The 13,546-nt window shown below is 54.1% G+C and carries 10 protein-coding genes; all 10 read left to right on the top strand.

What is annotated here, in order from left to right; translation table 11 throughout:
- Positions 1–257: 257 nt before the first annotated feature.
- The 10 genes from ACSBPU_RS06815 (at position 258) to pglZ (ending at position 13,539) form a co-directional block, all read left to right on the top strand.
- The gene (locus tag ACSBPU_RS06815; protein ID WP_442596656.1) at positions 258–452 is read left to right on the top strand and encodes a helix-turn-helix domain-containing protein; all 195 of its coding nucleotides are present in this window, start codon (positions 258–260) and stop codon (positions 450–452) included.
- Positions 449–1,069, top strand: coding sequence for a DUF1819 family protein (locus ACSBPU_RS06810; RefSeq protein ID WP_442596654.1), 621 nt, complete (start codon positions 449–451; stop codon positions 1,067–1,069). The genes ACSBPU_RS06815 and ACSBPU_RS06810 overlap by 4 nt, the downstream gene beginning before the upstream one ends.
- Before the next feature lie 2 nt (positions 1,070–1,071).
- Positions 1,072–1,683 (top strand): DUF1788 domain-containing protein, encoded by a 612-nt coding sequence (locus tag ACSBPU_RS06805; protein WP_442596652.1) that lies wholly within the window; start codon positions 1,072–1,074, stop codon positions 1,681–1,683.
- A 14-nt stretch (positions 1,684–1,697) separates the two neighbouring features.
- On the top strand, positions 1,698–5,255 hold the full coding sequence (gene brxC / locus ACSBPU_RS06800; RefSeq protein ID WP_442596650.1) for a BREX system P-loop protein BrxC: 3,558 nt from the start codon (positions 1,698–1,700) through the stop codon (positions 5,253–5,255).
- Between the two features lie 12 nt (positions 5,256–5,267).
- Entirely contained in the window at positions 5,268–7,088 is a 1,821-nt protein-coding gene (gene pglX, locus ACSBPU_RS06795) for a BREX-1 system adenine-specific DNA-methyltransferase PglX (protein ID WP_442596648.1), read from the top strand.
- Positions 7,089–7,197: 109 nt separating this feature from the next.
- Complete coding sequence (locus ACSBPU_RS06790) at positions 7,198–8,343, top strand: AAA family ATPase (RefSeq protein WP_442596646.1); 1,146 nt, start codon at positions 7,198–7,200, stop codon at positions 8,341–8,343.
- Positions 8,340–8,891 (top strand): hypothetical protein, encoded by a 552-nt coding sequence (locus ACSBPU_RS06785; protein WP_442596644.1) that lies wholly within the window; start codon positions 8,340–8,342, stop codon positions 8,889–8,891. The genes ACSBPU_RS06790 and ACSBPU_RS06785 overlap by 4 nt, the downstream gene beginning before the upstream one ends.
- Positions 8,888–9,112: a hypothetical protein gene (locus ACSBPU_RS06780; RefSeq protein ID WP_442596642.1), complete on the top strand. Its 225-nt coding sequence runs from the start codon at positions 8,888–8,890 to the stop codon at positions 9,110–9,112. The genes ACSBPU_RS06785 and ACSBPU_RS06780 overlap by 4 nt, the downstream gene beginning before the upstream one ends.
- Complete coding sequence (gene pglX, locus ACSBPU_RS06775) at positions 9,109–10,878, top strand: BREX-1 system adenine-specific DNA-methyltransferase PglX (RefSeq protein ID WP_442596640.1); 1,770 nt, start codon at positions 9,109–9,111, stop codon at positions 10,876–10,878. Before ACSBPU_RS06780 ends, pglX (ACSBPU_RS06775) begins: the two co-directional genes overlap by 4 nt.
- A gap of 153 nt (positions 10,879–11,031) precedes the next feature.
- A complete protein-coding gene (gene pglZ, locus ACSBPU_RS06770) occupies positions 11,032–13,539 on the top strand; it encodes a BREX-1 system phosphatase PglZ type A (RefSeq protein ID WP_442596638.1) in 2,508 nt (835 codons plus the stop codon).
- The last annotated feature ends 7 nt before the right edge of the window (positions 13,540–13,546 follow it).

Raw genomic sequence — 13,546 nt, 5'->3', positions numbered from 1 at the left:
GATATGTGTGTACAACCGCAGACCCTGTAGATGTTTTTGCATGAAAAAGTCAAAGATAGGCGTTTTCCCAGAAAGCGCGCGAAATATAAATCCAACGAGTTGAGATACGAACTGAGATTCAGTCAAAACACCCATAATCTTCGGCTTAAATCGGCAAAGATCGTTTGACATCCTTCCGTCGTTAAGATATTGTTACAAGCCCGCATGGACAATTCCGTCCTGCTCTTGCGTTGACCCTGCTAATCCACACAACCCCCATGACCGAACTCGAAGACCGCTGGCTGTCTATCCGCGACATTTGCAAATATCTCGGAGTCAGCAATGACACCGTGTACAAGTGGATCGATAAGCACTCCATGCCCGCTCATCGCATGGGGCGGCTCTGGAAGTTCCGGCGTGATGAGGTCGACGCCTGGGTCAAGGCGGGCGGCGCTGCCGAGCATCGCGAATGAGCCAAGCCAACACCCCGCCCGTTGCTTACCGCACATCATTCAGAACGGTAGGGCTATGTATTTATGACTCGACGCTGCTGGCGCAGCGCTATTTAGCGCTGCGCGATTGGGACCAAGTGCGCGCCGACGCCATCTCGCAGAACTTGCTTCAAACCAGAACCCAAAGTACGGCGCAGCGTCGGTTGCGAGAACTGATCTTCCGGCTAAGTCAGCTTAATCAGGCAGAACTTGAGTTTCTGACACAAGCCCCGCAGCCAGATCAGGCCCTGATCCTTTGGTTGGCGCTCTGTCGCGGCTACCCGTTTATTGCCGAGTTCGCCACGGAAGTGCTGCGTGAGCGATATTTATCGTTGAAAGTCGAGCTGCCCGTTGAAGAGTACGACGCATTCTTCAATCGCAAAGCCCAATGGCATCCGGAACTCGATAGTGTCAGCGCCTACTCCCACTACAAGCTGGGCCAAGTGTTGTTCCGCTTGATGCGTGAAGCTGGACTGCTGTCGGCCCAACACACCATTCAGGCCGTTCAATTCAGCCCCCAGTTTGCGCAATTGCTTCAACAGGGCCAACCCGAAGAGGCTCTGTACTTCCCTACTCTCGCCACCCTGACCAAGACCTGACCATGCCCCATGATCTTTCTCGCCGCCCTATCAAAGAACGCTTTGACCATCTCTGTGCGGTCATGTCGGGGCAGCGTTTTCTCCAGAAACAGGGCCTGGGCAATGAGGTTCCCTTCTTCATCTGCCCTTACCAACCAGAGGAAGCCGTTGCAATGGATCGCCTGCGTCGGCAGCTGATCCAGCATCTGGAACAGAAAGGCGTGCAGGTGCTGGAGATCAATCTCTACGACCTGGCCATTGAGCTTTTACAGGCGCGTGGCATCTGGGAGCAGGTGCTCGCCATTGAACCTACGGTCAGCAGGGATGAGCTCAAGGAATTACTCCAAGGCGTGCTGGACCCGGAAAGCCATCTGGTGCCTGCCATTGCCGAGCGGCTGTCCACGCACACATTCGACGTCCTGTTTATATCCGGGGTAGGCGAAGTCTTCCCCTATATCCGTTCACACAACGTGCTGAACAATCTGCAAAGTACAGCCAAAGAGAAGCCCACTGTCATGTTTTTCCCGGGGTTGTATACCCAGTCGCAGCTCTCCGGCGCCTCGCTGGATCTGTTCGGGCGCCTGCATGACGACAAGTATTACCGGGCCTTCAATATCTATCACTGCGAAGCATGAACGAGGAAAGCGGCATGCACTTGAAGTCTATTTTCAGCAAACCGGTCGACCGCCCCATCGAAGGAGTCATCAAGGCCGACGATGAAGCCAGCCTTCGCCTCGAAATCGAGGAATACGTCCTCACCAATGAGATCGAAAAACGCCTGGATGAGCTCCTGGCCGCCTACAACAATTACACCCATGCCAATGGCGTGTGGATATCGGGCTTCTTCGGCTCAGGTAAGTCGCACCTGCTGAAATTGCTGGCCCTGCTGTTGGAGAACCGCTCCATTGATGGCGCCAACACCTTGGACTTGTTCTTGCCCAAGTGTGGCAACAACGAAATGCTACGCGCAGACCTGAAGAAGGCTGTCGCCGTTCCATCGAAAAGCATACTGTTCAACATCGACCAGAAAGCCGCCATCATCAGCAAAACTGAAATTGACGCCCTGCTGTCGGTGTTCGTGAAAGTCTTTGATGAAATGTGCGGCTATTACGGCAATCAAGGCCATATCGCCCAATTCGAACGCGATCTGGATAGTCGTGGCCAATACGATGCCTTCAGGCAGGCCTATGAAACGGTAGCGGGTAAGCCCTGGCAGAAGGGACGCGAACAGGCCCTGCTCGAAAGCCGCAACATTGCCCAGGCCTACGCTCAGGCCACACACAGCGAAGCCGACCAAGCCCTGGGCATTCTGGACAAATACCGCGCTCAATATCGGGTGTCCATCGAAGACTTCGCCGAACAAGTACGCCACTGGGTTGACAAGCAAGGGCCGAATTTCCGCCTGAACTTCTTTGTGGACGAGGTCGGCCAGTACATCGCCGAGAACACCAAGCTGATGACCAATCTGCAAACTATTGCAGAAAGCCTGGCAACGAAATGCCGGGGCCGTGCTTGGATCATCGTTACCGCGCAAGAAGACATGAGCACGGTGCTGGGCGAGATGAGCAAGCGGCAGGAAAACGACTTCACCAAGATTCAGGCACGCTTTGCCAATCGCATGAAGTTGACATCCCAGGACGTTGCCGAAGTCATCCAGAAGCGCCTGCTGGCCAAAACGGAAGCCGGCACCACCCAATTGGCGCAGATTTACCTTGCACAGTCGAACAACTTCAAAACTCTGTTCGATTTCGTAGATGGCAGCCAGCACTATCAGAACTTCCGCGACCAAGAGCACTTCGTCAACAGCTACCCCTTCATCCCCTACCAGTTCGCGCTGTTCCAGGCATCCATCCAGAACCTCTCAAAGCAAAACGCCTTCGAGGGCAAGCACAGCTCCGTGGGTGAACGCTCCATGCTGGGCGTCTTCCAGCAAGTGGTCATACAGATCCGTGAGCATGATGTTGGCCAGTTAGCGACATTCGATCGAATGTTTGAAGGCATTCGCACTGCGCTCAAGTCCAATATCCAGCGTGCCATCCTGCAAGCCGAACAACACCTTGGCGATGAGTTCGCAGTTCGGCTGCTGAAGGCCCTGTTCCTGGTGAAATATGTGAAGGAGTTCAAGCCTTCGCTGCGCAACCTGTGCGTACTGATGCTGGAAGGCTTTGAGCAAGACTTGCCCGCCTTGCGCCGCCGCGTGGAAGAAGCCCTGAACCTGCTGGAAAGCCAGACCTACATCCAGCGTAACGGCGAGCTGTACGAATTCCTGAGCGATGAAGAAAAAGACATCGAGCAGGAAATCAAGAATACCGATGTCGATACCACCGACGTTGCTGAAGAGCTCCAGAAGGTTGTATTTGACCAGGTGCTGGGGCAGCGCAAGATCCGCGTGAACCTCGGCACCTCTGCGAACCAGGGACAAGACTATTCCTTTGCCCGACGCCTGGATGACCGCTTGCATGGCCGCGACCACGAACTGAGCATCCATATCATCAGCCCATTCCATGAGCATGTAGAAAGCGAGCAAATGCTGCGCACTGCCTCGGCCTACCAGATGGAAGCGCTGTTTGTCATCATGCAACCCGACGAGCAGTTGATGCGCGAACTGCTGATGTACAAGAAGACGGAACGCTACATCCGCCAGAACATTTCCATCACCCAAAATGAAACCACCAAGCGCATTCTGTACGACAAGGGCCACCAGAACCAGCAACGTGAAGATCGCATCCGCCTGCTGATCCATGAGCTGATCGGCTCTGCCAGGCTGATGATTGCAGGTGCCGACGTAGAAGTCACTTCCGATGAGCCCGTTACCCGCATGACCCGTGGCTTCCATGAGCTGGTGACACGGGTCTACCCCAATCTGTCGATGCTGCGCGGGGTCAATTACACCGAGAACGATATCCGCCGCTGCCTGGACCTGACCACTGACGGCATAGTGGGTAATGACGCCGCCACCTTGCCTGAATCCGAGCAAGAAATTCTGGCCTTTATTCACGGCAATCAGCGTGAAGGCGTTCGTACCACGCTCAAAAGCGTGCTGGAACGGTTCGAGCGCAAGCCCTACGGCTGGTATTACGCCGCCATTCTGTGCCTGACAGCCAACCTTTGGGCTCGCGGCAAACTGGAAGCCCGCAACGACAGCAACCTGCTGGAAATCGATGCACTGGAACAGGCCCTGCGCAACACCAGCATCCATGGGCAACTGGTGCTGGAGCCGCAAATTGAATTCAGCGCATCGCAGGTCCGGGCCCTGAAAGAATTCCATGAAGAGTTCTTCGGTCCACCCAGCAGCAGCGAAGCCAAAGCGCTGGGTCGGGAAACATCGGCCAACGCCCAGCGGCTGGCGGGTGAAATCAAACCCTTGTTCAGCCAAGTAGACCGCTTCCCTTTCCTGGAAAATCTGCAGCCTGTGCATCAGACCTTGTTGGAGTTGGCCGCCAAACCTTACACCTGGTGGCTGACAGAGCTGCGCAAGGAAGAAGACAAACTGCTGAATCAGAAGGAAGACGTCCTCGACCCCATACTCACCTTTATGAGGGGTTCGCAGAAAGACATCTACCTGGAAGCCAGCACGCTGCTGAAAACCCAGGAAAGCAACTTCCACTACCTGCAAAGCGATACGCAAATACAGATCCAGGCCATTTTGGACGACCCAAAGTGCTACCGCAGCAACCGCATGCAGCAACTCAAGGCACTGGTGGATGCCCTACGGGCTGAAGTCACCGCGGCCGTACAGCACGCCACCCAACAGGCGCTGGCCAAGCTGAACGGCCTGCAAACCCGCCTGCAGGGTATGGACGAATACCAGGCACTACCCACTCAGCGACAAGCCGAGCTTGATCAACCCTTCCAGGAATTGCATCAGTACGTCAGTCAGGAATCCCTGATCGCAGCCCTCAACGACCGCCTGCACACTTTCGAGGAGCAGGGTTACGCCACGCTGCTGACAAGAACCGCAGCCCTGGCGCTGCAGGCCCGGGAACCCGAACCGGTGCCCGCTGGCCATACCAATAATGGCAACGACGCGACACCCGGCGACCCTCAGCCACCGGCACCTGCCCCAAAAATCGTTCCGGCCCGCAGCCTGAAGCCTGACTACCCCAAGGCCTGGCTGGCCAGTGAAAACGATATCGACAACTACCTGGACGCCTTGCGCAAAACCCTGCTCGCAGAGGTTCAACAGGGCCACAAAGTACAGATCTAAAGGCGCAGCGGGATGGACACCTCAAAACTCAAGAAATTTGCACAGTTCGCACGCACGAGCTTAATGGAACAGGTCGGGCTGAAGCTGGACACCGTATTGGCCGCAGACAGCCTGGCCCGTCGTGAAAGAGCAGAAGCCGTCAAGGCGCTGGCAAAGGCCATCGCCGCCATCAGCCGCGAACACGTCATAGAACGAGTGGCCTACATCTGGTTCAACCGCTTCTGCGCCCTGCGCTTCATGGACCTGAACCGCTACACACGTGTAGGCATTGTGTCGCCCACCGAAGGCCAGTTTCAGCCGGAAATTCTGGCCGAAGCCAAAATGGGCCATATCGACGAAGACATGGTGCCTGCCAGTGTGCGGCAGGAAATCCAGGCCTTGTTGTCGGGCCGTTCCCCTAGCCGCAACCCACAAGGCGAAGCCTACCGGCTGCTGGTCGTCGCTGCCTGCCGCGACTGGCACAAAAACATGCCCTTCTTGTTCCAGCCTATCGACGATTACACCGAACTGCTGCTGCCCGACGACCTGCTTTCAGGGAATTCGATTCTAGCCTACACCCGTGAGGCCATGACACCTGACGCTTGCGAAAGCGTGGAAGTGATCGGTTGGCTGTACCAGTTCTACATCTCAGAAAAGAAAGACCAGATCTTCGAAGGTCTGAAAAAGAGCGAGAAGATCACACCGAACAATATCGCCGCCGCCACCCAGCTCTTTACCCCCAACTGGATCGTGCGCTACCTGGTGCAAAACTCCTTGGGGCGATTGTGGCTGCTAAACCGGCCCCAATCGCGCCTGGCCGAGCAGATGGAATACTACATTCCACCCGAACAGCCCGACACTGATTTCCTGAAAATTAACAGCCCGGAAGACATCAAAGTCTGCGACCCGGCCTGCGGCTCCGGCCACATGCTCACCTATGCCTTTGACCTGCTTTATGACATCTACGAAGAAGAAGGCCACGACCCGTCAGAAATTCCTGAAAAGATCCTGGCCCACAACCTGTACGGCATTGAACTGGACGAACGCGCCGGCGAACTCGCCGCCTTTGCCCTGACCATGAAAGCCCGCGAACGCCAGCGCCGCTTCTTCAACAAAGGCATACGCCCCAACATCTGCGTACTGGAAAAGGTCGAGTTCGACGATGAGGTACTGACCGAATACATGACCACAGTCGGCAAAGACTTGTTCACCCCCGAACTGCGCGAAACCCTGAAACAATTTGATGAAGCCGATAACTTCGGCTCCCTCATCACACCCAAGGCCACCAACGTCGCCGACACCATCACCACCCTGGAAGCCAAGGACATGGGTGGCAAACTGTTCCTGGCAGAAAGTCACCAACGGGTACTGACTGTACTACGCATGGCCGATTACCTCAGCCCACGCTACGCTGTTGTGGTAGCTAACCCGCCTTATATGGGTGGCAAGGGTATGAATCCACGCTTGAGCGCCTGGGCAAAGCAAAACTACCCAAACAGCAAGTCTGATCTGTTTGCGATGTTTATTGAGCGCGGCTTCGATCTCACCCCAAAGTATGGTTACAGCGCAATGGTGACCATGCAGAGCTGGATGTTCTTGTCATCCTATGAATCACTGCGTGAACGCATTCTCAGCGAAACCTCCATTGAATGTATGGCACACATGGCCAATATGGTCATGGGCATCGCATTTGGAACAGCGGCTACCGTGTTGAAAAAAGGGGGTAGCCCAGAAAGCCGGGGTGCTTACTGCTACGTTAAATACGAAGACATCGGCGAGAACAATATGCCGGTTGAGTTTCCTCCTCGAAATGAACGCAATCTAAAAGCCATTAAGCAGCGAGGGACGGCATGAATTTGAGACACGTCCGGTTGCGAAGTGTTTACGCCGCTCCTAGCGGATGGAAATTCGGAAGCCGAAGAGCAGAAGATGATGACCAACGTCATCGCTCAAGGAGGGCGATATGATTACTAGCCTACACCTAAAGAACTTCATCGCCTTCACCGACCTGAGCATTGATTTTTCGCCAGGCATCACCATTTTCATCGGCGAGAACGGCACAGGAAAAACTCAATTACTCAAAGCTATTCTGGCATTGAGTGGGTCGGAAGCCCGTAAGGAACATGCGGATGCACAACTCGCCCGCAAGTTGTGTCGGCTTTATCACCCGTTGGGCGAGCAAGTCGGCGAGCTACGCCGTGCTGGTGAACGCGGTGACGCCATGCTGAGTGCCACCTTTGCATCCGGCTATGAAATCACCGTCCAGTTCAGCGGAAGTGCCACGGAGGTCAAGGTCAACGCAAGCACGCAAGGTAAGGCTTCTCCCGCCATCTTCATTCCGACCAAAGAGGTGTTGTCTCTGGTGCGAGGCCTCACGGCTGAACAACGCGACCTACCTACCATTGAGCGCATCTTCGACGATGGCTATCTGGATCTAGCAAACCAGTTGGCAAAAGAAGGTGCCAGTGATCTGAACGCTAAGGTCCAGCACGATCCGCGCTTTGCCAGTATCGTGCCTCGCCTGACCAACCTAATTGACGGCCAATATCTGCTGGAAAATGGTCGCTTCGTCTTCGAGGCTGGCCGCTACGTTGAAAAGAATTCCGCCATGCACAGCAAAGCCCAGCATGCGCAAATGTACCAGGACAGTACCGAATGGAAATTCGTGCCTGTCAGCAAACCGCACCTTTCCAGCGGCATGACAGCCGAAGGGTTCCGCAAGATTGGCGTGCTACAGCGCCTGCTCAGCAATGGCAGCCTCAACCCTGGCACCACCGGACCACTACTGTGGGATGAACCCGAATCCAACCTCAACCCCAAGCTGATGAAGGATTTGGTGTTGGTGCTGTTAGAACTGGCACGCAACGGCCAGCAAGTCATCCTCGCCACCCATGACTATGTGCTACTCAAGTGGTTTGACTTGCTGATGAACAAGGGCAAGGGCGACCAGGTACGGTTCTTCAGCTTTTATCGCGACACATCCACAAGAAATGTCACGGCATCAAAAACCAATGATTATTTGCTCATTACCCCAAACCCCATTGATGACGCCTTTGGCTATCTCATCAATCAGGAAATAGAGAATGACATGGGAGAACTGGGAAAATGAAAATCGTTGCTGCCGATGGCTTTGAGTTTCGCTTCTCTGATGCGATAGATGCCTATGTGTTTGACGAAAAAGATAGAAACAAGCCCACCTTTCACGGCGCACCGATGAAGGGCGTCGATATCGTCGCCGAATTTGATGATGCGTATATTTACGTCGAAATAAAAGACTATGACGATCCGTCTGCGTATGACGTGGCGAGGGCCTTGAATGACGATGAACGCAAGGATCGCCTAGATAGTTTTAAGTGGCTCAAAGGATACCTGAAATACAAATTCAGAGACTCTCATCTTTATCGTTATGCCGAGGGTAAAGTCGATAAGCCTGTTCACTACATTTGTGTCCTGACATTCGATAATGCACTAAATAGCAGGATGCTCAACGAGCTAAAGCGAGAGTTGCCTATCGGTCAAAAGCCTGAGCGCTGGAAAAAAGCTCTCGCGAAAAGCTGTCAAGTTGTCACTCTAGATAAATGGAATGAGGTTTTCCCGAAATGGCCAGCACGTCGACTGGATCCCGTTGCCGCTAATCCACTCGAGGGCATCACATGACTCGCCCCATTCAAGCCACAACCAAAGACCGTTTGGCGCGTGATGTATTGCGGATCAAAGGCGGCGTGACCGACTATGGCGTGGTTGGCGAGATCGATGTGCAAGCGCTGCGCAAGTTCCAGAGCAGTCACCGCTCACCAGCCAAACTGTTCACAACGGTGTCTGATGGATTTGAAATTGATTACAGCCGCAAAGTATCGCCGGCGAGAGAGAAAGAATGAGTGAGAACCAACATAGCAGCCGTGATGAGGGTATGGAAAAGTATTTTTTTCGTGCTTCGGCGACGGACTTCGAAAAGATCCCGATGAGCCCAATCGCATATTGGGCTAGTGATGCACTTTTCTCAAATTTTGAAATGAAAAAACTTCGAGATGTCGCTGACGCCAAGCAAGGTATGGCAACCTCTGATAATGGTAGATTTTTGCGCTACTGGCATGAAGTTTCTTTAGTTCAACTGTACTTTGACTGCACGAATTCCATTGAATCTGAGTCTAGGCAAGAGAAATGGTATCCATATAATAAAGGCGGTGAGTTCCGCCGATGGTTCGGAAATAATGAGTACGTGGTCAACTGGAGAAATAATGGGAAGGAGCTTAAAGAATTTGTAGAAGAGATCAGTAAGCTTCGCCCAGGAGGGCGATTAAAGAATCAAGAGTATTATTTTCTTGAAAACATAACCTACTCATCTTTAAGTTCCGGCCTTTTTTCGGCTAGATATAATTCTCCAGGGTTTCTTTTTGATACCAAGGGATCTTGCATATTTCCAACTTCCGTCAATAAGGACGGTCTCTTGTCTTTGCTGAACAGTAACGCAGCACAGAAATTTTTAAATATACTTTGTCCGACACTTGACTACAGCTCAATCGGGCTCAACGCAATTCCCGTCAATATTCCAACCGTCACATATTCGACCGAATTATTGATTGAGTTAGCAAAAGGAGATTGGGATTCCTATGAAACCTCCTGGGCCTTCGTAGGCCTGCCTTTGCTGAATCCCGACTACCACCAGCCAACCCTGAAGGCTTCCTACCAGAACCTCCGTACTCACTGGCACGGGATGGTGTTGAAAACACAGCACCTCGAAGAAGAAAACAACAGCATCTTCATCGACGCCTACGGCCTTTCTGACGAACTCACGCCCGAGGTTCCGCTAAAGGAAATCACCCTCACCTGCAATCCCCACTATCGCTACGGTGGCGATAAAACAGATGAAGAGTTGGAAGCCCTGCTGCTGGCCGATACTATGCGGGAATTTATTTCTTACGCGGTGGGCTGCATGTTTGGCCGCTACAGTCTGGACAAGCCCGGCCTGATCCTGGCCAACCAAGGCGAAACGCTGGCTGACTACCTGGCACAAGTACCCGAGCCGACCTTCACCCCGAACAAGGATAATGTCATCCCCATGCTGGATGGCGACTGGTTTGCTGACGACATCGCCGAGCGTTTCCGTCGTTTCCTGCGCGTGGCTTTTGGCGAGAAGCACTACGAAGAAAATCTGCGCTTTATTGAAGAAGCGTTGAACATCAAGGGCAAACGCAATTACAGCCTGCGCGATTACCTCCTGAGCGAGTTCTATACCGACCACCTGAAGCGCTATAAGAAACGGCCTATCTACTGGCTGTTCTCCAGCCCCAAGGGCAGCTTTAATGCGCTGATCTACATGCACCGCTACCGCCCGGATACCGTCAGCGTGGTGCTGAACGACTACTTGCGCGAGTTCCGTGCCAAATTGCTGGCGCGCAAGAACCACCTTGAAGCCCTGGGCATCAGCGCCTCCACCAGCCAGAGCGACAAAACCAAGGCCCTCAAGGAGATTGAAAAAATCAGCAAGATGATTGCCGAAGTGGATGCCTACGAGCGCGACACGCTCTATCCTCTGGCCACCCGGCAGATAGAGATTGACCTGGACGATGGCGTTAAAGCCAACTACCCCAAATTTGGCACAGCACTGAAGAAAATCCCCGGCCTAGAAGCCAAGGACGATTGATATGCCTTTACTGATGCCCGAAGTAGGAAGAAAGCTAGAGTCAGCAGCAACGGGGCTAGAGTCGAGGCTAGAGTCCGCACCTGAGGCTAGAGTCGCTCTGCAACTGACCGCGCAAGGTCGCGCCATCATCGCTGAATTGAAAGAGACACCGAAGTGAGCAATCCAAGAATCACCCAAGCGCTGAGCAATCTGTTCGCCAAGCACCGGATTGTGTTCTGGTATGACGCCAACGGAGACTTCCGAGCCGACTTTGAATCGCTGCCGCTGCCCGATGTCACGCCGATTGAGCTTGCCAATAACGAATTTGGCGTAAAGCACCGGATTCTGCGCACTGCCCCCGAAGAAAAGTTTCTGCTCTTTCACGACGGCCCAGCTCCTGCCGAGCTGGATAACTGGCTGTTGGACGTCATGCTGGCCCACGCGGAATTCCGTACCGACCAGAACGCCATCTGGCTGTCTGAGATGGAGCTCAGCCCAGACCCGGAATTCATGGCCCTGGTACAGGAACACAACGAGTTCTTTCAAGCAGTCAAGCGTCGGGAAGAGCTTAAAAAAATCCTGCACAAACAAGATACAGCCAATCAGATCCGCAGCAAGATGCTGGCTGTCTGCGCCGACAGTGACGCGCGCCTTGATGCGGTACTGGAACAGCTGTTGCAGGAACTAGCCGATGGCAACGACGACAAGTTAAGGCTGATTACGCGTTGCAAGCTCGATGCATTTCTGTGGGAGCAGACAAGCCGCCACTTCGCCTACCACTCCGCAAACCCAAGCCTGCGCGATTTTTCCATTGAGCTGTTCAAATCCTGCTACGCCATGGGTACAGACGGCACCATCAAGCTGAATGGCGACGCCTTGGTGTTTCTGAAACGCTGGAAGAACAGCCGCCCCTTTGGCCAGGCCTTTGAAACACTTTCTCAAGAATGTGCTCAGGTACTGGACATCGAGCAGGATCTAGACGCACGCGACTACCGCACATTGATGGAGCTGGACTACTTCCGCTTGATTGACCTGAAAATCCTCAGTGACCTGGTCCGCGAAGTGGCTGGGCAGACCGTTGCGGCGGGTGACGTTTCACAATGGGTGCGCCAACGTCGCCAAAGCCATTGGTACGGGGAGTTCCAGCACCTGTATGAAGCTCTGGATATTGCGGCGCAATTCACCCAGACATTGGCCGATGCACGGCTGGAAATGTCCAGCATCGCCGATGGCGTACAGCGTTACAGCCGCACCTGGTACGTATTGGATCGCCAGTACCGCAAATTTATCTATAACGTACGTAAATCAGGCCAGACATCGCTGATGGGGCCGTTGGCCGAACGTATCGAGAACCTCTACACCAATAATTTTCTGCTGACGCTGGGCGACCGCTTTCAAGCCTGTGTGGATGGCGCCAAGCACTGGGAAGCCCTGCCGGTCCGCCGCCAGGACGACTTCTTCAAGCACTGGGTGCAGCCCTTCCTGGATAAGGACACGCGCGTGTGCGTGATTGTGTCCGACGCGATGCGTTATGAAATCGGCGAGGAACTGTTAAGCGTGATCCGGCGTGAAGACCGCTACGGCGCAGAGCTACAACCCGCCCTGGCCATGCTGCCCAGCTACACACAGCTAGGCATGGCCGCCCTGCTGCCGCACAAAACCCTGGAAATCGTTGATAACGATCAGGCCGGGGTGCTGGTCGATGGCGTCAGCACACAAGGCACGGCTAACCGTAACAAGATTCTGGAACAGGCGCTAGGCGGCCTGGGGCAAGCCATGAAGGCGGAAGATTTCATGGCGCTGAACCGTGATGAAAGCCGCGAAGTGCTGAAAGCTAATCGCGTGCTGTACCTGTATCACAACCGTATTGACCACACCGGCGACAAGCTGCAGTCGGAAGGCCTGGCGTTTGATGCCGCCGAAGACACCTTGAGTGACATCATTCAGTTGGTAAAGAAGCTGACCGCAGCGAACGCCAGCAACATCCTGGTGACTGCTGACCACGGTTTCATCTATCAAAACCGGGAACTGGCCGAGAGCGACTTTCTCGCCGCCAACGTATCCAGGGACAAAGTGCTGTTCCGCAACCGGCGCTTCTTGCTCGGCAAGGGGTTGGAGCCCCACCCTAGCGTGCACACATTTGTCCCATCACAGCTTGGCCTGCAGGGCGAAATCACAGTACAAATTCCCAAGTCGATCAATCGGCTGCGCTTGCAGGGCTCGGGCAGCCGTTTTGTCCACGGCGGCGCAACACTGCAGGAAGTCGTGATTCCGGTACTCAAGATAAACAAGAAGCGCCAAAGCGACACCGCCTTGGTGGAAGTCGATATCTTGCGCGGCGCGAGTTCTGTTATTACCTCCGGGCAACTGGCTGTCACGTTCTTCCAGTCCACACCGGTTACCGACAAAACACAACCGCGTGTCCTGCAAGCGGGCATCTATACCGATGAAGGTGAGCTGATTTCCGATAGCCACGAACTACGCTTTGATCTGGAATCCGACAACCCCCGCGAACGAGAGGTCCCCGTACGCTTTGTGCTGACCCGTCAGGCAGACCAGGCCAACGGCCAGGAAGTGAACTTGCGACTGAACGAGCAATACGCTGGCACCACGCACACCACGATATACAAATCGCTGCGTTATACGATTCGACGCGCATTCACCAGCGATTTCGATTTTTGAAGTAAAG

Origin of the sequence: Parapusillimonas sp. JC17 (genome assembly GCF_052180245.1) — a bacterium.
Lineage (GTDB): Bacteria > Pseudomonadota > Gammaproteobacteria > Burkholderiales > Burkholderiaceae_B > Parapusillimonas.
The sequence above is the reverse complement of the archived record's forward strand: the minus strand, read 5'-3'. Positions and strand labels throughout refer to the sequence as shown.

Bases quoted from the DNA above. Each gene is read 5' to 3' on its own strand.
- ACSBPU_RS06805 (WP_442596652.1), top strand. From the start codon at position 1,072: ATGCCCCATGATCTTTCTCGCCGCCCTATCAAAGAACGCTTTGACCAT.
- brxC (WP_442596650.1), top strand. From the start codon at position 1,698: ATGCACTTGAAGTCTATTTTCAGCAAACCGGTCGACCGCCCCATCGAA.
- ACSBPU_RS06790 (WP_442596646.1), top strand. From the start codon at position 7,198: ATGATTACTAGCCTACACCTAAAGAACTTCATCGCCTTCACCGACCTG.
- pglX (WP_442596648.1), top strand. From the start codon at position 5,268: ATGGACACCTCAAAACTCAAGAAATTTGCACAGTTCGCACGCACGAGC.
- ACSBPU_RS06815 (WP_442596656.1), top strand. From the start codon at position 258: ATGACCGAACTCGAAGACCGCTGGCTGTCTATCCGCGACATTTGCAAA.
- ACSBPU_RS06785 (WP_442596644.1), top strand. From the start codon at position 8,340: ATGAAAATCGTTGCTGCCGATGGCTTTGAGTTTCGCTTCTCTGATGCG.
- ACSBPU_RS06810 (WP_442596654.1), top strand. From the start codon at position 449: ATGAGCCAAGCCAACACCCCGCCCGTTGCTTACCGCACATCATTCAGA.
- pglX (WP_442596640.1), top strand. From the start codon at position 9,109: ATGAGTGAGAACCAACATAGCAGCCGTGATGAGGGTATGGAAAAGTAT.
- ACSBPU_RS06780 (WP_442596642.1), top strand. From the start codon at position 8,888: ATGACTCGCCCCATTCAAGCCACAACCAAAGACCGTTTGGCGCGTGAT.